This window comes from Shinella sp. 838, from assembly GCF_029623935.1.
In the GTDB taxonomy this organism is placed as follows: Bacteria; Pseudomonadota; Alphaproteobacteria; order Rhizobiales; family Rhizobiaceae; genus Shinella.
Genome location: NZ_JARSBQ010000001.1, coordinates 770,791 through 789,711 on the forward strand (window position 1 = coordinate 770,791; position 18,921 = coordinate 789,711).

Annotated in this window: 21 protein-coding genes and 1 tRNA gene; 15 read left to right on the top strand and 7 right to left on the bottom strand. The window is 62.5% G+C overall.

Translation table 11 applies throughout. The annotated features are described in order from the left end of the window. The first annotated feature begins 256 nt into the window (after positions 1-256). Positions 257-2,311: an RNA polymerase sigma factor RpoD gene (gene rpoD, locus P9A16_RS03695; RefSeq protein WP_023516862.1), complete on the top strand. Its 2,055-nt coding sequence runs from the start codon at positions 257-259 to the stop codon at positions 2,309-2,311. Between the two features lie 156 nt (positions 2,312-2,467). On the opposite strand, the gene P9A16_RS03700 is transcribed toward rpoD, so the two are convergent. Beyond that, positions 2,468-3,325, bottom strand: coding sequence for a calcium-binding protein (locus P9A16_RS03700; protein WP_024271102.1), 858 nt, complete (start codon positions 3,323-3,325; stop codon positions 2,468-2,470). Positions 3,326-3,719: 394 nt separating this feature from the next. On the opposite strand from P9A16_RS03700, the gene P9A16_RS03705 reads away from it, so the two are divergent. Beyond that, complete coding sequence (locus P9A16_RS03705) at positions 3,720-5,366, top strand: alpha/beta hydrolase (RefSeq protein ID WP_023513113.1); 1,647 nt, start codon at positions 3,720-3,722, stop codon at positions 5,364-5,366. Here the strand turns inward: P9A16_RS03705 and tam are convergent, their stop codons facing one another. From tam to P9A16_RS03725, 4 genes are all read right to left on the bottom strand, one after another. After that, positions 5,367-6,140, bottom strand: a complete 774-nt coding sequence (tam, locus tag P9A16_RS03710; protein WP_023513114.1) for a trans-aconitate 2-methyltransferase — start codon at positions 6,138-6,140, stop codon at positions 5,367-5,369. A gap of 11 nt (positions 6,141-6,151) precedes the next feature. After that, positions 6,152-6,802 carry a haloacid dehalogenase type II gene (locus P9A16_RS03715; protein ID WP_023513115.1) on the bottom strand — a complete coding sequence of 217 codons (651 nt, stop codon included), beginning with the start codon at positions 6,800-6,802 and terminating at the stop codon, positions 6,152-6,154. Between the two features lie 88 nt (positions 6,803-6,890). Beyond that, positions 6,891-7,931 (bottom strand): zinc-dependent alcohol dehydrogenase family protein, encoded by a 1,041-nt coding sequence (locus tag P9A16_RS03720; protein WP_023513116.1) that lies wholly within the window; start codon positions 7,929-7,931, stop codon positions 6,891-6,893. Positions 7,932-7,947: 16 nt separating this feature from the next. Then, positions 7,948-8,463: a GNAT family N-acetyltransferase gene (locus tag P9A16_RS03725; protein WP_023513117.1), complete on the bottom strand. Its 516-nt coding sequence runs from the start codon at positions 8,461-8,463 to the stop codon at positions 7,948-7,950. Between the two features lie 170 nt (positions 8,464-8,633). Here P9A16_RS03725 and P9A16_RS03730 point away from each other — a divergent pair, with 170 nt between their 5' ends. After that, positions 8,634-9,515, top strand: coding sequence for a branched-chain amino acid aminotransferase (locus P9A16_RS03730; protein ID WP_037408515.1), 882 nt, complete (start codon positions 8,634-8,636; stop codon positions 9,513-9,515). A 70-nt stretch (positions 9,516-9,585) separates the two neighbouring features. Here the strand turns inward: P9A16_RS03730 and P9A16_RS03735 are convergent, their stop codons facing one another. Beyond that, on the bottom strand, positions 9,586-10,692 hold the full coding sequence (locus P9A16_RS03735) for a branched-chain amino acid ABC transporter substrate-binding protein (RefSeq protein WP_023513119.1): 1,107 nt from the start codon (positions 10,690-10,692) through the stop codon (positions 9,586-9,588). A 300-nt stretch (positions 10,693-10,992) separates the two neighbouring features. Here P9A16_RS03735 and P9A16_RS03740 point away from each other — a divergent pair, with 300 nt between their 5' ends. The 7 genes from P9A16_RS03740 to P9A16_RS03770 all read left to right on the top strand — a co-directional run bounded on the left by P9A16_RS03740 (position 10,993) and on the right by P9A16_RS03770 (position 14,269). Further along, the gene (locus tag P9A16_RS03740; protein WP_024271103.1) at positions 10,993-11,565 is read left to right on the top strand and encodes a transglycosylase SLT domain-containing protein; all 573 of its coding nucleotides are present in this window, start codon (positions 10,993-10,995) and stop codon (positions 11,563-11,565) included. A 137-nt stretch (positions 11,566-11,702) separates the two neighbouring features. After that, entirely contained in the window at positions 11,703-12,200 is a 498-nt protein-coding gene (locus P9A16_RS03745; RefSeq protein ID WP_256363704.1) for a GrpB family protein, read from the top strand. A gap of 107 nt (positions 12,201-12,307) precedes the next feature. Then, positions 12,308-12,661 (top strand): DUF1428 domain-containing protein, encoded by a 354-nt coding sequence (locus P9A16_RS03750; RefSeq protein ID WP_023515864.1) that lies wholly within the window; start codon positions 12,308-12,310, stop codon positions 12,659-12,661. Positions 12,662-12,711: 50 nt separating this feature from the next. Further along, positions 12,712-12,840 carry a hypothetical protein gene (locus P9A16_RS03755; RefSeq protein ID WP_023515863.1) on the top strand — a complete coding sequence of 43 codons (129 nt, stop codon included), beginning with the start codon at positions 12,712-12,714 and terminating at the stop codon, positions 12,838-12,840. Between the two features lie 4 nt (positions 12,841-12,844). Further along, positions 12,845-13,267, top strand: coding sequence for a secondary thiamine-phosphate synthase enzyme YjbQ (locus tag P9A16_RS03760; RefSeq protein ID WP_023515862.1), 423 nt, complete (start codon positions 12,845-12,847; stop codon positions 13,265-13,267). 156 nt (positions 13,268-13,423) lie between these two features. Beyond that, entirely contained in the window at positions 13,424-13,774 is a 351-nt protein-coding gene (locus P9A16_RS03765; RefSeq protein ID WP_023515861.1) for a nuclear transport factor 2 family protein, read from the top strand. A gap of 111 nt (positions 13,775-13,885) precedes the next feature. Then, positions 13,886-14,269: a hypothetical protein gene (locus tag P9A16_RS03770; protein ID WP_023515860.1), complete on the top strand. Its 384-nt coding sequence runs from the start codon at positions 13,886-13,888 to the stop codon at positions 14,267-14,269. Between the two features lie 321 nt (positions 14,270-14,590). Here the strand turns inward: P9A16_RS03770 and P9A16_RS03775 are convergent, their stop codons facing one another. Further along, complete coding sequence (locus P9A16_RS03775) at positions 14,591-15,346, bottom strand: SIMPL domain-containing protein (RefSeq protein WP_023515859.1); 756 nt, start codon at positions 15,344-15,346, stop codon at positions 14,591-14,593. Positions 15,347-15,500: 154 nt separating this feature from the next. Here P9A16_RS03775 and P9A16_RS03780 point away from each other — a divergent pair. The 5 genes from P9A16_RS03780 (at position 15,501) to P9A16_RS03800 (ending at position 18,813) form a co-directional block, all read left to right on the top strand. Continuing rightward, positions 15,501-15,576: transfer RNA gene (locus P9A16_RS03780), tRNA-Ile, on the top strand. 218 nt (positions 15,577-15,794) lie between these two features. Continuing rightward, positions 15,795-15,992, top strand: coding sequence for a helix-turn-helix transcriptional regulator (locus P9A16_RS03785; RefSeq protein WP_278025535.1), 198 nt, complete (start codon positions 15,795-15,797; stop codon positions 15,990-15,992). 85 nt (positions 15,993-16,077) lie between these two features. Continuing rightward, on the top strand, positions 16,078-16,485 hold the full coding sequence (locus P9A16_RS03790; protein ID WP_278025536.1) for a hypothetical protein: 408 nt from the start codon (positions 16,078-16,080) through the stop codon (positions 16,483-16,485). Beyond that, positions 16,482-17,306 (top strand): bifunctional DNA primase/polymerase, encoded by an 825-nt coding sequence (locus tag P9A16_RS03795; RefSeq protein WP_278025537.1) that lies wholly within the window; start codon positions 16,482-16,484, stop codon positions 17,304-17,306. Before P9A16_RS03790 ends, P9A16_RS03795 begins: the two co-directional genes overlap by 4 nt. Beyond that, positions 17,299-18,813, top strand: a complete 1,515-nt coding sequence (locus tag P9A16_RS03800; RefSeq protein ID WP_278025538.1) for a YfjI family protein — start codon at positions 17,299-17,301, stop codon at positions 18,811-18,813. Before P9A16_RS03795 ends, P9A16_RS03800 begins: the two co-directional genes overlap by 8 nt. The last annotated feature ends 108 nt before the right edge of the window (positions 18,814-18,921 follow it).

Sequence of the window (18,921 nt, forward strand, 5' to 3'; positions counted from 1 at the left end):
GCTTGACGTAACCGAAAATTCTGGGAATCACCATTGTTGGCTGTGAAGGAATGGGTACGGCGGATCGGGAAGTCATGTCAATCGTGTTGCTTCGGCAACATCGCCACAGGTCCGGGGGCCGGGCTGTGGTTAATCGGGATTTAATTGTCAATCCGTTAGGTCAGGGATGCTGATTCGCGGTGACGATGCCGAAAGGCGATCGGTCGCGGAACCCCTAACCGCTTGGAAACTGATGCTCAGGAAAGCGACGAAATAAATGGCGACAAAGGTCAAAGAGAACGAGGAAGTCGAAAACGAACGCGAAGGCGCATCCGACGGCCCACTTCTCGATCTTTCCGATGATGCCGTCAAGAAGATGATCAAGGCCGCCAAGAAGCGCGGCTATGTCACCATGGACGAGCTGAATTCTGTTCTGCCGTCCGAGGAAGTCACCTCGGAGCAGATCGAGGACACGATGGCCATGCTGTCCGACATGGGCATCAACGTCATCGAGGACGAGGACGCCGAAGAGGCGACCCAGGGCGGCGAGGAAGAGGGCGGCGACGACGACGGCGACAGCGAGGGCGGCGAACTTGCCACCTCCAGCGGCACCGCGCTTGCCACCGCCAAGAAGAAAGAGCCGACCGACCGCACGGACGACCCGGTGCGCATGTACCTGCGCGAGATGGGCTCCGTCGAGCTTTTGTCGCGCGAGGGCGAAATCGCCATCGCCAAGCGCATCGAAGCCGGCCGCGAGACGATGATCGCCGGCCTCTGTGAGAGCCCGCTGACGTTCCAGGCCATCATCATCTGGCGGGATGAACTCAACGAAGGCCAGACGCTGCTGCGCGAGATCATCGACCTCGAGACGACCTATTCCGGTCCCGAGGCGAAGGCTGCCCCCCAGTTCCAGTCGCCGGAAAAGATCGAGGCCGACCGCAAGGCGGCCGAGGAGAAGGAAAAGACCCGCAAGCCGCGTGCGGCCAACGACGACGACATCACCAATGTCGGCGGCGACGCCATGCCGCCGGAGGAGGAGGAAGAGGACGACGACGAGTCGAACCTTTCGCTCGCCGCCATGGAAGCGGAACTGCGCCCGCAGGTCATGGAAACGCTCGACACGATCGCCGAGACCTACAAGAAGCTGCGCAAGCTGCAGGACCAGCAGGTGGAAGCCCGCCTGCAGGCGACCGGCACGCTCTCGCCCGCCCAGGAGCGCCGCTACAAGGAGCTCAAGGACGAGCTGATCACGGCCGTCAAGTCGCTGTCGCTGAACCAGAACCGCGTCGACAGCCTCGTCGAGCAGCTCTACGACATCAACAAGCGCCTCGTGCAGAACGAGGGCCGCCTGCTGCGTCTGGCCGAAAGCTACGGCGTCAAGCGCGATTCGTTCCTCGAACAGTATTCCGGTGCGGAACTCGATCCGAACTGGATGAAGTCGATCGCCAATCTGGCCGCCCGCGGCTGGAAGGAATTCGCCAAAAGCGAAAACACGACGATCCGCGACATCCGCCAGGAGATCCAGAATCTCGCCACCGAGACCGGCATTTCCATCTCGGAATTCCGCCGCATCGTGCACATGGTGCAGAAGGGCGAGCGCGAGGCGCGCATCGCCAAGAAGGAGATGGTGGAAGCCAACCTCCGTCTCGTGATCTCGATCGCCAAGAAGTACACGAACCGCGGCCTGCAGTTCCTCGACCTCATCCAGGAAGGCAATATCGGCCTGATGAAGGCGGTCGACAAGTTCGAGTATCGCCGCGGCTACAAGTTCTCCACCTACGCGACCTGGTGGATCCGGCAGGCGATCACCCGTTCGATCGCCGACCAGGCCCGCACGATCCGCATTCCGGTGCACATGATCGAGACGATCAACAAGATCGTCCGCACCTCGCGCCAGATGCTGCACGAGATCGGCCGCGAGCCGACCCCGGAAGAACTGGCCGAAAAGCTCGCCATGCCGCTCGAAAAGGTGCGCAAGGTGCTGAAGATCGCCAAGGAGCCGATTTCGCTCGAAACCCCGGTGGGTGACGAAGAAGACAGCCACCTCGGCGATTTCATCGAGGACAAGAACGCGCTGCTGCCGATCGACGCCGCCATCCAGGCGAACCTGCGCGAGACGACCACCCGCGTACTCGCCTCGCTGACGCCGCGCGAAGAGCGCGTGCTGCGCATGCGCTTCGGCATCGGCATGAACACCGACCACACGCTGGAAGAAGTCGGCCAGCAGTTCTCGGTGACGCGCGAACGTATCCGCCAGATCGAGGCGAAGGCGCTGCGCAAGCTGAAGCACCCGAGCCGCTCCAGGAAGCTGAGAAGCTTCCTGGATAGCTAAAACGCGCAAGCTCCGCTCGTTCCTCGACGGCTGGGGAAGCCCTGCGCTGCCGGGTCTTTCCGGCAGCCTTGGAGACTGTTCAAAGCAAAGCCCCCGCGGCCGGTTGGTCACGGGGGCTTTTGTGTGTTCGGCAGTACTGTGTTGGGGCTCCCGGTATCAAAGGATGCCGAGCAGATCGTCCAGCACTCCGCCCGGGCCAAGCAGGTCGTCCAGCAACGACTGCGTGAGACCGAGATCGGCAAGATCGACGACACCATCGACGAGGTCGTCGAGGTGGAGGCCTCCGTCGCCGATGTTCTCGCCAAGAAGCGTGTCGAGGAGACCGTTCAGGCCGACCTCGTTGAGCACATCGCCCAGTCCGGCTCCCACAAGATTGCTGAGGTCCAGATCGAGATTGATCACGCCATTGGCCGTGACGATCTTTTCGACGCCGAAGACCGCCTGTTTGTCGCCATTGCCTGAAATTTCGAACAAGCCACTGCCATTCAGCGTCAGAAGATAGTCGCCGGCATTCCCGTCGAGATAGGCCGTATCCTCTCCGTTCCCGCCATAGACGGTGTCGTTGCCATCCATGTAGATGACGTCATCGCCGTCCCCGCCGCCGATCAAATCGTCGCCTTCGCCGCCCCGCAGCGTGTCGTTCATGTCTCCAGCATAGATCGTGTCGTTACCGGCCCCGCCGTCGATATCGTCGCGCCCCGAGTTCGGTGAAATGCCAGGTCCGCCATAGACGATGTCGTTGCCGCTTCCGCCACGCACGATGTCGTCGCCAGCACCATGGAAGAGTGTATCGTTGCCAGCCCCGCCGTCGATCTCGTCATTGCCGGCGTTGCCCCATATGACGTCGTTTCCCCCTCCTGCCTGGGCGACGTCGTTTCCGGTTCCGAGGCCGATCCTGTTGGCGCCGTCGTTGCCGAGAACACTGTCGTTGCCACCCTGTGCAAAGACACTTCCTTGCCGGTTTTCGAAGACGAAGGTGTCGTCACCGGCCGTAAGAAAATAGGTGTCGCTCATATGATTTACTCCTCGCAATCATTGCGTTCACCGAGCCAAGGCGTTGGCCCGTGAATAAAAGGATGTGCTTTTGAATTTTAAATTCAACCATTGCGGGAAGTTCATTTATTTTTGCTTTCTTGATTCTCCATATACACTTTATAAGTGTACAAAACTTGACAGGAAACAGGACAGAAATCCCGGAACCGGACAGGTTTGGAGCGTGCCTAACCAGGAATTTACCCAGCGGGTGAGCTGCCGCCAGCGGCGCGTTTCTGTCATGAGGCGTCTGCGGGAGGACGCGTAACCGTGTCCTGCGGCCCTCTGTTCGGGGAAGGGGATACGATGGCTTGCCTCCTTCCTCCTGCCGTGCAAGGCTCGCCGGGCAAGGGAATGGAACGGCGGAAGGGTTGTCATGCGGGATTGGTTCTGGCGCTTTGTCCTGTCCTTTTCCGCGACGGGGCTGATCCTGGGCACGCTGTGTTTTGCCGCCTCGCTGACGCCGAGCCTCCTGCCGCGCACCTATGTCACGCAGGGTGTGCTTTCGGGCGTCGCCATGGCCTGCGGCTATGGGCTTGGTGTGGCTCTTGCAGCGCTGTGGTTCTGGCTCGAACTGCCGGAACCGAAGGACCGGGCGCGTCTCTGGCTCGCTGCGGGGGCGGGTGGCATTTGCGGCATCGTGGTGCTGGTCTTTCTCTGGCGCACGGCGGAGTGGCAGAACTCCATCCGAACGTTGATGCGCCTGCCGCCGATCGACACCGCGCATCCCTTCTATGTCGGCCTTATCGGGCTTGCCGTCTTCCTCGTGCTTTTCGGCCTTGGGCGGCTCTTTGCCTTCCTTGCCCGGCTGTTTGCCCGGACCTCGCGCCGGGCGGCGCCGCGAAGGCTCTCCTATGTCATCGGCACGGCGCTGGCCGCGACGCTGTTCTGGACGCTGGCGGACGGTGTCCTGGCGCGGTTCGTGCTGCACACGGCCGATTCCTCCTTCCGCCGGCTCGACCAGGTGATCGAACCGGATACGGCCGAGCCCACGGATGCCAGAAAATCCGGCAGCGCCGCCTCGCTGGTGCGCTGGGACGCGCTTGGCCGCATGGGGCGCTCCTTCGTGGCGAGCGGACCGACGGCAGGGGATATCGCCGCCTTTACGGGCAAGCCGGCGATGGAGCCCCTGCGCGTCTATGCCGGCCTCAACGCTGCCGAGACGCCCGAGGCGCGGGCGAAGGTTGCGCTCGACGAGCTGATCCGAGTCGGCGGCTTCGAACGCTCGACGCTCGTCATCACCATGCCGACGGGCACCGGCTGGATCGATCCGGAGGGCATCGATACGGTCGAGTACCTGCACCATGGCGACATCGCCAGCGTTGCCATCCAGTATTCCTACCTCGCCAGCTGGCTCTCTCTGCTTGCCGAGCCGGACTACGGTGCAGAGGCCGCCCGGGCGCTCTTCCGCGCGATCTACGGTCACTGGACGAGCCTGCCGAAGGACAAGCGGCCAAAACTCTATCTCTATGGTCTCAGCCTCGGCGCCTTGTCGTCGGAGCAATCCGCTGAACTCTTCGAGGTGATCGGCGATCCCTATCAGGGTGCGCTCTGGGCCGGTCCGCCGTTTCCGAGCCGCATCTGGCGCAAGATGACGGCGGACCGCAATCCCGGAACGCCCGCCTGGCTGCCGCGCTTCCGCGACGGCTCCTATGTGCGCTTTACCAGCCAGAAGAATGCGCTGCCCGAGGCGGGCGACCATTGGGGGCCGATGCGCATCGTCTACCTGCAATATGCCAGCGACCCGATCACCTTCTACGATCCCTATGCCTTCTACCGCCAACCGGCCTGGATGGTTGTGCCGCGCGGGCCGGATGTCTCGCCGGATTTCGAATGGTATCCTGTCGTCACTTTCCTGCAGCTAACGCTCGACATGGCCATGGCGACCACGACGCCGATGGGGCTTGGCCATGTCTATGCCGGCGAGCACTATATCGATCCATGGATCGCGGTGACCGATGTGACGGACTGGAGCGCGGCGGATATCGCAAGACTGAAGGAAAAGTTTCGCGCGGGGCGGTGATCAGCTTTTGACGGCAATGATGAAGAGCCGAGGGAAGCGCAGCAGCCGGCGACCGTCGGCCATCGGCGGATAAGCGTTCGCGATACGGTGCTCGTAATCTGCAAGGAAGCCGTCGCGTTCACCGGGCGGCAGGCGGTCGAGATAGGGACGCAGGCCCGTCGCCTTCACCCAGTCGACGATGGCGGCCGCATTCGCCATGGGATGGTTGTAGACGGTGTGCCAGACATCGACGCGGGCCGCCTTCGGGCCGAGTGCGTCGAAACAGGCCGCTGGAGCGGGCATCGGGCCGCGGCGCGGCGTACCCTCGGCGAAGGCGCCCTGCCAAGGGCCGGCAAGAGCGCTTTCTTCCATCAGGAGATGGGAGGGCTCATTGCGGTTGTCCGGCATCTGCACCGCCAGCACGCCGCCGGGACGCAGGCGGTCCATCAGTCGGGCCATCAGCGCCACCGGATCGGGCAGCCACTGAAAGACGGCATTGGCGAAGAGCAGGGCAGCCGGCTCGTGCGGGCGCCATCTGGCAAGATCGCATTCGACGAAATCGACGCCCGGCAGGCGCTGGCGTGCGGCCTTCAGCATGTCGCCGGCATTGTCAACGCCGCGCACGCCCCGGCCGGGAAAACGCTCCACCAGCAGCTCCGTCGAGTTTCCCGGCCCGCAGCCGAGGTCGTAGACTGTGCCGGCGACAAGGTCGGCCGGCACCTGCGCGAGCAGGTCGCGGGCAGGGCGGGTGCGTTCGTCCTCGAATTTCAGGTATTGCGCGGCGGACCAGGCCATGCGGGCTCCGTTCAGAGGCTTTCGAGCGTGGGCAGGATGAGAGCGGGGCCGAGGTCGAAATATTCGTCCGGCATGTCGCTGCGGTTGATCCAGACGGTGCGGAAGCCGAATTTCGTCGCGCCGGCAATGTCCCAGCGGTTGGAGGACTGGAAGGAGACGGCGTTGGGATAGAGCCTGTAGTTCGTCGTCACGAGATCGTAGACGGCGGGGGCGGTCTTGTAGGTCTTCAGTGCGTCGACCGAGAAGATGTCGTCGATGACGGTGTCGAGTGCGGCATTCTTCACCGCCGAGGCCAGCATGGCGGGCGAGCCGTTGGAGAGGATGGCGATATGCGCGCCGCGCTGCTTTAGCGCTTTCAAGACGGCTGGCACTTCCGGATAGCAGTCAAGCTTCCAGTAGGCGTCGAGCAGCTTCTGGCGCAGTGCCGGATCGACGCCGCCGATGCGCTTGAACGTATAGTCGAGCGCCTGCTCGGTGAGTTGCCAGAAATCCGCATAGGCGCCCATCAGCGCGCGCGTCCAGGAATATTCGAGCTGCTTGGCGCGCCAGATCTCGGAAAAGATCTGGTAGTTCGGCCCGACATCCCCCGCATGGCGGCGCACAGCCGCGTGCACGTCGAACAGCGTGCCGTAGGCGTCAAAGACATAGGCGGCATGGGACATGGGCGGCGATTCCTTCTGGCATTGTCGATGGCGATTGGTCGCCATCGACGTGGGAATGTCAATCGGTCAGACGCGCGGAGCCGCTGTCTCAGAACCGCGTGATGACACTGATGCCGAGGTCCGTCGCCTTGTCCATCGCCATCAGCGCCGGCACGGCCTCATCAAGGCTGATATGGCGGCCGATCAACCGTTGCGGGGCGAGCCTGCCGCTTTCGATCATCGCCAGCATGGCGTCGTAGCGCCAGGCCTGCATGCCGTGGCTGCCGTAGATTTCCAGCTCGTGGCCAATGACCTGCGCCATGGGAATCTTCGGCGTCGCATGGTCGGCGAGCATCAGGCCGACCTGCACATGCCGCCCGCGTCGACGCAGGTTCTGTATCGAGTTGAAGCAAGTCGCGGGAGAGCCGAGCGCATCGATCGAGGCATGCGCCCCGCCGCCGGTGATCTCGCGCACGGCCTCCGCGACATCGGCGACCTCGCGGGCGTTGATGGCGGCGACGGCACCCATCTTCCGGGCAAAGTCCAGTTTCTCCACGGATATGTCGATGGCGATGGGATTGGCGCCGAGCGCGGCGGCGATCATGATCGCGGAGAGGCCCACCCCGCCGCAGCCGTGCACGGCCACCCATTCGCCGCCCGTCACCCGCGCCTGGTCGACGACGGCACGGAAGGAGGTGGCGAAGCGGCAGCCGAGGCTGGCGGCCGTCGCGTAGTCGATGGCATCCGGCAGGTGCACGAGATTGTGGTCGGCAAAATCGATGGCGACGAGTTCGGCGAAGGAGCCCCAATGGGTGAAGCCGGGCTGGAACTGTTCTTCGCAAACCTGTTGGTTGCCCGAGCGGCATTCGCCGCAGTGGCCGCAGCCCGAGACGAAGGGCACGGTCACCCGCTCGCCCTCGCGGAACCGGCGCACATTCTTGCCGACGGCCACCACCTTGCCGGCGAGCTCGTGGCCCGGCACATGCGGCAGGCTTATATCCGGGTCGTGGCCCATCCAGCCGTGCCAGTCGGAGCGGCAGAGCCCCGTCGCCTCCACCTTGATCACCACGCCGCCGGGCGTCGGCGTCGGGTCCGGCAGGGTGCGGACTTCAGGTGTCGCCTCGAAGGCTTCGTAATACATCGCGCGCATATTGGCTCCCTTCCGGTCAGACGACCCGGCGCATCATGAGGATTTCATCGATCTCGCGGCCTTCATGCAGGAAGCCCGCGGGGATGTACCCGATCTCCGCAAAGCCTTCGCGGCGGTAGAAGGCGAGGGCAGGCGCATTCTCGGCGGTGACGGCAAGCTCGATCTGCCTGAAGCCACCGTCCCGGGCATGGGCCGTGACGGCAGCGAGGAGGGCGCCGGCAACGCCTCGGCCGCGTTCGGGGGTGCGCAGGTAGACCATGACGAGATTGGCGCGATGGGCCATCTTGCTCGTATTGAACCGCATCAGGCCCATCATCCCGACAGGCTCTTTGCCACGAAAGGCGGCAAAGAGGGCAAGATCGGCGAGAAGCTTGCGGATCGCCTCGTCGGACAGCTTCTCCAGATCCTCCGCGGTGCTGGCGAAGGCGGCGGGGGCCTGCAGCAGGGCCTCGCGCCGGAGCGCGCGAAAGGCCTCGGCATCCTCGGCGGTGAGGCGGCGGATCGGCGGCGGGGCAATGTCTTCTGCGGTCATGCCTTTCTATCGCATGGCCTGCGGCGCCCCGCCAGAACATCACCCATGATAAGGCCTGATGCACCCATTCAACATCTTGAATGGACAAGCGGGGCTGGCTGTCGGAAGGCATTTGTGACTTGACCGGCCCGGCCCACCGGGCGTTGATGGGCGAAAAGGAGTTTTACAAAATGCCAGTCGATACCGCACCACGCTCGACGACCTGGACCTTCGTGGATGGCGAATGGGTTTCAGGCAATCCGCCGCTCATCGGCCCCACCTCGCACGCCATGTGGCTCGGCTCGACCGTCTTCGACGGCGCGCGCTGGTTCGACGGTATCGCGCCGGACCTCGACCTGCATTGCCAGCGCGTCAACCGTTCCGCCGAGGCCCTCGGCCTCAAGGCGGTGGTGACGGCCGAGGAGATCGAGGCGCTGTCCTGGGAAGGCGTCAAGAAGTTCGACGGCAAGACGGCGATCTACATCAAGCCCATGTACTGGGCCGAGCATGGCTCGTTCAGCGTGGTTGCGCCGGATGCGGAATCGACGCGCTTCGCGCTTTGCCTCTTTGAGGCGCCGATGGGCGACCCGAACGCCGCGTCCTCGCTGACCGTCTCGCCTTTCCGCCGTCCGACGGTGGAATGCATGCCGACGGATGCCAAGGCAGGCTGCCTCTATCCGAACAATGCCCGCATGCTGGTGGAGGCCCGCAAGCGCGGCTTCGACAACGCGCTGGTGCGCGACATGCTGGGCAACGTCGCCGAAACCGCCTCGTCCAACATCTTCATGGTGAAGGACGGCGTCGTCTTCACGCCCGCTGCCAACCGCACCTTCCTTGCCGGCATCACGCGCACCCGCGTCATCGGCCTCCTGAACGAAGCCGGTTTCGAGGTAGTCGAAACGACGCTGACGGTCGCCGATTTTGCGGCCGCCGACGAGATCTTCACCTCGGGCAACTACTCCAAGGTGGTTCCGGTGACGCGGCTCGACGACCGCGATCTCCAGCGCGGCCCGATCACCGCCAAGGCGCGCGACCTCTATTTCGACTGGGCGCATTCCAACGGCGACGCGTGACTGCGATAGATGGCCAAACAGAAACGCCGGGGCAGGACCCCGGCGTTTTCCGTTTCGGATATGCTTCGCCTTATTCGGCGGCGACGATCTTGCCGTCTTCCCACTTGAAGAGCGAGAAGCTCTGCGAGGTGAGGTCGCCGTTCTCGCCATAGGTCAGCTTGCCGATGGCGGTTGGGATGGCTTCACCGGACTTCAGGGCGGTTGCAACGGCGGCGGAGTCTTCTGCACTGCCGGCCTTCTCGATGCCGGCCTTCAGAACTTCGACGGCGGCGTAGGCGTTGAGCGTGAAGGCTTCCGGCGGGATGCCCTTTTCCTTCAGCACGGCGACGGCAGCCTGCGAGTCGGGGCTCTTCAGCGCGTCGGAGGCGTTGGTGAAGAGCGTGCCGGCGGCTGCTTCGTTGCCGATTGCCCAGTATTCGCTGTTCGAGAGGCCTTCACCGCCGATGATCGTGGCGTTGACCGACAGGTCCTTCAGCTGGCGGGCAAGCAGGCCGCCTTCCGGATGGTAGCCGCCGAAATAGATGACTTCGACGCCGTCGGCCTTGAGGCGGGTGATCAGTGCGCTGAAATCCTTGTCGCCCGGGGTGACAGAATCGTAAAGAGCCTCGGTGACGCCGCCCTTGTTCAGCGCGGCCTTGAAGGAATCGGCCAGGCCTTTGCCATAGGCGCCCTTGTCGTGAACCACGGCGACCTTCTTGTCCTTCAGGTTTGCCAGCACATAGGCGGCGGCAACTTCCGCCTGCTGGTCGTCGCGGCCGCAGGTGCGCAGCACGTTGGTGAGGCTGCGGGCCGTCAGGTCCGGCGCCGTCGCCGTCGGGGTGACCATCAGCACGCCGTTTTCGGCAAAGACGTCGGAGGCCGGGATGGCGACGCCCGAGGTCACCGGGCCGACGACGAAGCGGATGCCTTCACCGACGATCTGGTTGGCGGCCGAAACGCCCTGCTTGGGCTCGCCCGCATCGTCGGCCAGCTTCAGTACGACTTGTTCGCCCAGAATGCCGCCGTTCTTGTTGATCTGGTCGACAGCCGCCTGCGCGCCGTTCTTCACCTGGTCGCCATAGGCGGCGACCGGGCCGGTCAGCGGGGCAACAAGGCCGATGACGATGTCCGCATGGGCGAGCGGGGCAAAGGCGACGGATGCGGCGAGCAGGGCGCCGGCAAAAATCTGCTTCTTCATGGAATTCTCCTCAACTGGGGCCATGGAGTGGCCCGGTCGCAGATGCTCACGCGCCCGGACGGCGCAGGCCGGATTCCGATGCGGAGCGGGTTCTTTCACGGTCCGGAACAATCGTTCGCGAAGGGCCGGTGTGCTGCAGATTGATTAGGCCGGAAGGGGAAAAAGCGCAACAAAATAATGCATTTGCATATTTGATGGGCGGATCACTTGCGTGAATGGAAGGCGGTATTGGGCATTTGAATCAAAACGGATTGTTAAGATTTACGATTTATAAATATCCGGAAATTTTGAGGATCTGCGATGCGTTGCGTCTTGATCGTCGTCCTCTTGTTGCTCGCCGGATGTGCGTCTGTTCCAAGGCAGACGCAGAACGCCTGTGCCATCTTCGAGCAACGTGACGGCCTGTTCGACAACTGGCGGCGAGCCGCCTACCGCGCCGAGCGCGAATATGGCGTGCCCGTTCCCGTGCTCATGGCGACGATCTACACGGAGTCCGGCTTCCGGCACAATGCGCGCCCGCCGCGCACGAAGCTCCTGGGTTTCATTCCATGGAAACGCCAGTCAACCGCGCTCGGCTTCTCGCAGGCGCTGGACGGCACCTGGGCGCAGTACAAGCGCGTGACCGGCCGCTGGACCGCCAACCGTACGGACTTCTCCGACGCGGTTCGTTTCATCGCCTGGTATCACGCCGAGAGCAACCGCAAGAACGGCATCGCCCTTACCGATACCTACCGCCTCTACATCGCCTACTATCACGGCCATGCCGGCTATTCGCGCGGCAACTGGAGCGGCACCTCCAAGGCCGGCGCAAAGCGCGCAGCCAACATGGCGGCCAGCTATTCGCGCCAGCTGAAGAATTGCGGTGCGTGGTAAGGGACGGCCGAGGGCGTAGCCGTCAACCGGCCGATCCGTGCGATCGGTCTGGATGACGGTCCGCCCCTCGGCCGTGTACACTGGTGTCTCCGCGCGCAAATTCTCGCTGGGACAGGAGGCCGTCTCTGCCCACGCCCGTGATCGTTGTCGGTTATGATACGGCATGGCCGGATTGGTTCGTGGAGGTTTCACAATCTCTTCGGGCGCTGCTTGGCGATGCCGTTTATGCGGTGGATCATGTCGGAAGCACTGCGGTGCCGGGTCTTGCGGCAAAGCCGGTCATCGATGTCGATGTGACGCTTTGCAGCCGGAAACGCATCGAGGCCGCCTGCCGGTGCATGGCGGATGCGGGGTACGATGCCCGGGGAAACCGCTACGAGGACGACATGTGGGCCTTCCTGTCGAGCGGGGAACCCGCCTGCCGCGTCTATCTGTGCCCGCCGGAAAACGAAACGCACCGAAGGCGCGTGGTCTTTCGGGATCGGCTTCGTCAGGACGGTGCGCTTCGCGCCGCCTATGGTGCATTGAAGCTGCGGCTTTCCGCACAGTTGCCCCTGGACGGAGATGCCTACACCGCAGCAAAGCGGAGTTTCATCGAGGCGGCGATCGGTATCTCGACGCCGTCAGGCCGATAGGCTCCGGTCTCAGTCCCTCAGTCGGTAGCATAAAATTTTCTCCCCCTTGTCGGATCGGTTGCGCGACACACGTCCTTGTCATGTCCAAACCAAAGGAGGAGACGATCATGACCTATGTCGATGGATTCCTGCTGGCCGTGCCGAAGGCCAATCTGGAACGGTACAAGGACATGGCGCGCACGGCGGGCGATGTCTGGAAGGAACACGGCGCAATCGACTATGTCGAATGCATCGGCGATGATGTGCCCTATGGCGAGCTCACCTCGTTTCCCCGCGCCGTGCTGGCGAAGGACGACGAGGTGGTGATCTTCTCCTGGGTCACCTACGCGTCGCGGGCGTCACGTGACGAGATCCTTGCCAAGGTGATGGCGGACGAGCGCCTGAAGGGCGACGACTGGAAGGACGTCTTCGACGGCAAGCGCATGATCTATGGCGGCTTCGAGGCGGTCGTCGAGTTGTGAGGTGGAGGGGGCTGCGCTAAACCGGTCGGAACCGGAAGAAAGGAAGCGCCATGACGAACCTCTACTATGCGATCGTCGGATCCACGACCGACACGAACATGGGGCTGGCGCGCTTCATGGGGGGCATCCTTGCCTTCATCGTGGTCGTCGGCACCCTGTTCTGGGCCATCGGCGGCTGACGCCATGCCGCAAAAGAGCGTGACGGTTCCGACCCGCGGACAGGGGCTCTACGAATTCACCGACGAGGCGACGGCCTTCGTGCGGGGCGCCGGCGTGGAGGAGGGGTTGCTGACGGTCTTCGTCCGCCACACCTCCTGTTCGCTGCTCATTCAGGAAAATGCCGATCCGGATGTCCGGCGCGATCTTGACCAGTTCTTCCGCCGCCTCGTGCCGCCCTCGGACGATCCGGCGATGCGCTGGATCGTGCATACGCTGGAGGGGCCCGACGACATGCCGGCCCATATCAAGGCAGCGCTGACATCCGTTTCGATCGGCATACCGGTTTCCGGCGGCCGGCTTGTGCTCGGCACCTGGCAGGGCCTCTATCTCTTCGAACACCGCGACAGGCCGCATCGGCGCGAAATCGTGCTGCATCTCGGGCCTTGACGGAACCGGCCCGCAGGATGGAACGTTCCTGTACCGGTCCCTCTGAAGCGTGGCATGGCCAGTCCCGTCCATGGACCGCGTTCTTGGGCCCTGGTTCCCGCCCGACACCAACGGGGCCAATGGGCTTGCGCATCGCCGGCTCCGAAGGAGAAGTTCATGGTCAATACCGAAAGCATCAACCACGCCGTCATCGAGGCCCTGAACGCCCGCGACTTTGCCGCGCTTGCCGGCAAGGTTCACGAGGATGTCGCGATTTCCGGCATCGGCGAGGGCATGGACAACGGCCGCGACGCGCTGCGCGATCGTCTCGCCCGGCATTTCGAGGCCTTTGACGAAAGGTATGGCGACGCTCTGGTGATGAGCGACGCGCTCGGCAGCAATGTCGCGATCCGCCTGACGGCGCGCGGCAAGTCTGCGGCGGGCGATGCCTATTCGAAGGAGAAGATCCTGCTGCTCGAACTCGAGGAGGGGACCATCACCCGCATCGCCTTCTTCACCGGTTCATGAAGTTGAACGGAGGCTGAACGACGGCTTCGGCCTGCATTCAGCCTCGCCCCTCTAAGGTCTCCTCAATCGCCGGACGAAACGACCCGGCCGGTGTGAACAGGAGATCCCTCGATGACCAGCTTTCTGAAAAAATCCCTTCTTGCCGTCGTTCTCGGCCTCGGTTCGCTGACGGCTGCCATGCCGGCGGCGTCCGCTGCCAATATCGAGCTGTCGATCGAGCCGGCGGGATACCGCAACGGCTTCTACGAGGTGCACGACCAGGACTGGCGCCGCGACCGCTGGGATCGCCGTCATGACCGCCGTCAGGGCGAATGGGGCCGCCGCGGCCGCTGCGACCTCGGCTTTGCCGTCGCCAAGGCCCGTGACCATGGCCTGCGCCGCGCCCGCATCGCGGACGTGACGCCGCGCAAGGTCGTCGTCGACGGTTTCCGCCGCGATGGCTACAGCCGCATCGTCTTTGCCAACGACCGCCATTGCCCGATCCTCTGGCGCTGATGACGGGGGCCGGCACGCCGGCCCGTTCTCCGGAACGCCGTTCGTCACGTCACCCCCGGCCGGCGAACGGCCACCCTCCCGGTCCTGCCGGGAGGGTTTTCGTGTTTTGCGGCGATGCATGACGCATGCCGCACATAGTGCTGCGACACATCCTGCGCCGGGAAACGCATCGAACTGAAGGATTTTCCCCAAGTGCCGGTCGCGGCGCCGGTTTTCCATGCCCGGTGGCGCAGGGAGAGGCGGCCTTGCCATTCGCGCTGTTGCGCAACGCAAAAAGGGCCGGCACGACGCCAGCCCTTTCTTTCATTCCCGTCGTTCGGCTCAGTTGCCGAGTGCGAAGGTCACGTTGACGGTGACGGAGTAGCTGTTCTCGCCGGTGGCGAGCGGCACGGCGCCGCCTTCGGCATAGTCCTTGGCCATGGCGCGCATCATCGGCATGGGTTCTGCGCGATAGGTGGTTTCGGAGATTTCAAGCACGCGGCCGAGGCCGACGCCGGCGGCATCCGTCAGTTCCTTGGCCTTGGCCATGGCGTTCTCGACGGCCTTCTTGCGTGCCGCGCTGACGGCGGTGTCCGGCTTGTCGTTGACGAAGCGGATGCCGTTGCCCTGGTTGGCGCCGAGCGTCACGGCCTTGTCGAGGATCTCGCCGAGCTTGGAAAGGTCGCGCACGCGCAGCGTTACCGTGTTGGTGACCTGGAAGCCGATCAGCACCGGCGGCGGGTTCTCGCCGGTCGAGCTCTGCGGGTACTGGTACTGCGGGTTGATCATGAAGCCGGAGGTCTGCAGGTCGCGCTCGGCAATACCGGCTTCCTTCAGGGCGGCCAGGACGTCGGCCATGGCCTTGTTGTTGGCGTCGAGCGCCTCGCGGGCGGTCTTGGCGTCCTTGACGACGCCGAGGTCGATCAGGGCCATGTCGGGCGCCATTTCCGCGCTGCCTTCGCCGGTCACGACGATGGTCGCCTCGCGCGGCTTTGCACTGTCCTGCGCCTGCGCGGCCAGGGGAAGGGCAGCGGCGAGAGCCAGCGAAAGCGCGACGATGCTGGCGCCCGTGCGGCGGCCCAGAGTTCCGTAGAACATAAAGAAAATCTCCTGATGGTTGCGTCCCTTGCGCCGTTCTTCGCCCGTGATTGTGTAGAGAATACGGCGGCGCTTGTGAGGCCCGCCGAATTCGTCTAGACGATCTCTACACGTCGGCCGCCATTGACCGACGCCCCCGGCCCCGCGCCGGGCCGGGCCTGTAGCTCAATGGTTAGAGCCGGCGGCTCATAACCGCTTGGTTGGGGGTTCGAGTCCCTCCGGGCCCACCAAAAATCACAGCAAAATCATTTATTTATTGGGCGGCCTGTGTTGCTTGCGCCGATGATGCTTGGTGTTGGGCAGCATTTGGGCAGCGTTTTGCTCGGTATAGGCTTGCTCTCCCGCTCGACAAAACCCCCGGCAGAATCATAGGGGTTATGTCGTATCCGCCAGCCAACGCCTGCCTTAGCTTCATGTCATCGCAACTAAAGACATGAGGTAACATGCTATGCAACTTATAGATCGCGCAGGTCTGAAAGCGAGGGGCATCAATTTTAGCAGCCAGCATATCTGGCGGCTCATTAAGGCCGGGGATTTTCCGAAGCCGGTAAAGATCGGCGGCGGTGGTCGTAACCTCTTCGTTCAGAGCGAGATTGACGACTACCTTGCCCGTAAGGTCGCCGAACGCGATCAGAAGGCGAGTTAAGCCAATGAGAAGCCCTAGAAAACGAAAGCCTGCGCGTGGTGGTGCAGGCTCCCGAAGCAATGGATATCCGGGCGGGAAATCCAAGATGAGATATGACGGCATCGGTTACGTGGTGCAAGAGGTGCCCCCACTTGGGATAAGGCCCATAACCCTGCCACCTCGCGATGAAAAGTGGTTCCGCAAGCAGGGTGGCCGGCGTCGATTTCAAGTTCGCGAAGCTCTTTGGGCTGAGGGACGAGAGCCAAACCAGCCGACGCTATGGGTTTTGGTCGTTCATACGTCGCCGACGGAGGGTGTCGTCCTTCCCTTCTTTCGCGGCACGGTGGATTTGCCCGAAAACAACACCGATCTTGAAGCCTTCATTTCAGTATGCCGCCATCATCGGAAGGCGGCAAAATATGCGGCGTATTTCGTTGCCGAAACGACGGTAGATGCCGACGGTAAAAGTGGTCGAATTGTCTATTTCCTCGGCAACGGGGAGATTGCCCCATGATCGGCCTCGCTCTCATGTATGCGCGTTCCGGCATAAAGGTACACCCATGTTTCGGAGTAGGTCCAAGCCTCAAGGCTCCTATGATTGCCGGTGGTTTTCGCAAAGCGTCGGCCGATAGGAAGAACATCACAGCATGGGGGGCGCTTTGGCGGCAGGGTGCCGTTCCCGGCCTTCCTTGCCAGCTAAACGGACTAATCATCCTTGATGCCGACCGACACGGCGACGGTGTTAACGGCGTAGCGGCATTGCGTGGATTTTTCGAGGAAATCGGCTTCAACCGCTTTTCTGTTCCGATTGTCGCAACGCCCAATAACGGGGAGCACTATTATTTCCGCCGGCCGGAAGGGCTTGGCCCGGTTGCGGCGAAGCTCGCTCCCGGTATCGACGTTCGCGACAACGGTTACGTGATCGCGGCCGGAGCGGTTTTCATGGACAAACGCCAATATCGGCTCCGAAGTGGCACGCCAAAATTGTTGGCGGAAGCTATTCAAGCCAGAACGTTGCCGGAGCTACCAGCGGCTATAGTCGAGCTGCTTATTAAGCCCGCGCACAAGCATGGGCCAATTTTCTTCGCGCCTCGCCCTTCGCCGGGGGAAACTATGCGGCGGTTAGAGGGAATAGCGCAAGCGGTTGCTACGGCCACTCCGGGTGAACGAAACAAAATGCTGCATTGGGGGGCTTGCCGGTGCGGTGAAATGGTGCGCGGCGGTTGCTTGGGACAACAGCAAGCATTTGTGCTTCTTATGGAAATAGCGCAAATCATTGGCCTGCCCCGACGTGAAGCGAGCGCAACAATTCAGAGCGGCTTGCGCTATGGATAATCCCGCCAATTGGACCCCCGCCGACGCTGCACATTTCGGTGCCGCCGTTGCTCAATCTGCCAGAACGCCGCAGGATAAGCGTCCGCTCTACCGCGAGCCGCCGTCAGCGCACGCCTTTCCCGTTGAAGCGCTCGGCCCGCTACAAGAGCCCGTGCGGGCGATACAGGAGACGACCCAGGCACCAATCACCATCGTCGCACAATCCGTGCTTGCGGCTGCAACGCTCGCGACCCAAGGGCATAGGGACGTGACGCTGCCTGGTCCTGGCCGCCGTCCTCTGGCGGCGATCTTCATCACGATTGCTGAGAGCGGCGAACGGAAATCGACGGTGGATCGCCTCGCCCTTCAAGGCGTGGCCGATGTCGAAGATTACCGGAAACGCGAATATGTCGCGGCCATGGCGGCTTACCAAAACAGCAAAAAGGCTTGGGATGTGGCCCGTCGCCATGCGGAGAGGAATTACGGTGATGACCGGAAGAAGCTCGAAGCGGAGTTAAATGCAATCGGCCCTGAACCGAAGAAGCCTGAGCATCCTATGATGCTTGTGGGCGATCCGACGCCCGAAGGTTTGATCATGCATCTTGAGGGCACGCCTGTTGCCGGCATTTTTACCGACGAAGGCGGTTCATTGATCGGTGGTGTTTCGTTTAACGACGAAAACAGCATGAAAACGGGCGGTATCCTAAACAAGCTATGGGACGCTGACCCCATCCGTCGCGCCCGCGTCACCACGGGTTCAACATTTCTACCCGGCCGCCGTTGCACGTCCCATATCATGATGCAGCCTGTTGTCGCCGAGAAGCTGCTTGGTTCAACCTTACATGACGGAATGGGCCTTACGGCTCGAATGCTTATTGTCGCGCCTACCTCTACGGCTGGCACCCGCGAGCACCGCGAACCATCCCCGGGCGTCAATCTGTCCTTGTTGAAATATACCAATCATATTCGGGACTTGCTCTTACGGCCGTTTCGTATGGACGGCGACACGGGTGCATTGGACCCGATGCCACTACCATTGTCGGCTGATGCAAGGGCTACGTGGGTTGTTTTCTACAATGAATGCGAACGGGAAATCGGTCCGAAAGGAGCCCTTGTTACGGTGAAGGGGTTTGGTGCGAAGTTGGCCGAGCATGCAGGACGAATTGCGGCCGTCCTTACAGTCTACGACAATCCCGACGCGACGGAGGTGCCGCTATGGGCGATGCAATGTGGCATTCGGCTAGCCTACTATTACGGTGCCGAAGCGTTACGCCTTCGCGGCCATGCTTCTATTTCGCCTGATCTACGGCTTGCTGAAACACTCCTTCAGTGGTGGCGTGCTCTTCCTTCACCTGAGTTGCATCTATCGACGGTCTATCAATTCGGGCCGCGCTCAATACGTGACGCTAAAACGGCGAAACGTATTGTTGAGGTGCTGGAAGATCACGGCCATGTTGAACGACTGCCGGCAGGTACAGTTCTCGACGGCAAGCAAAGGAAAGAAGCGTGGAAACTGACGGCGGATTAGCCGAATTAGCCACCCATAGCGGTCAGGGACGATTAGCTGATTAGCCACTCTAGCCAGGGTAGCCATCTGAAAAAATGGATTTTTGAAGTTCTTCTTCTTCTCTTCTTT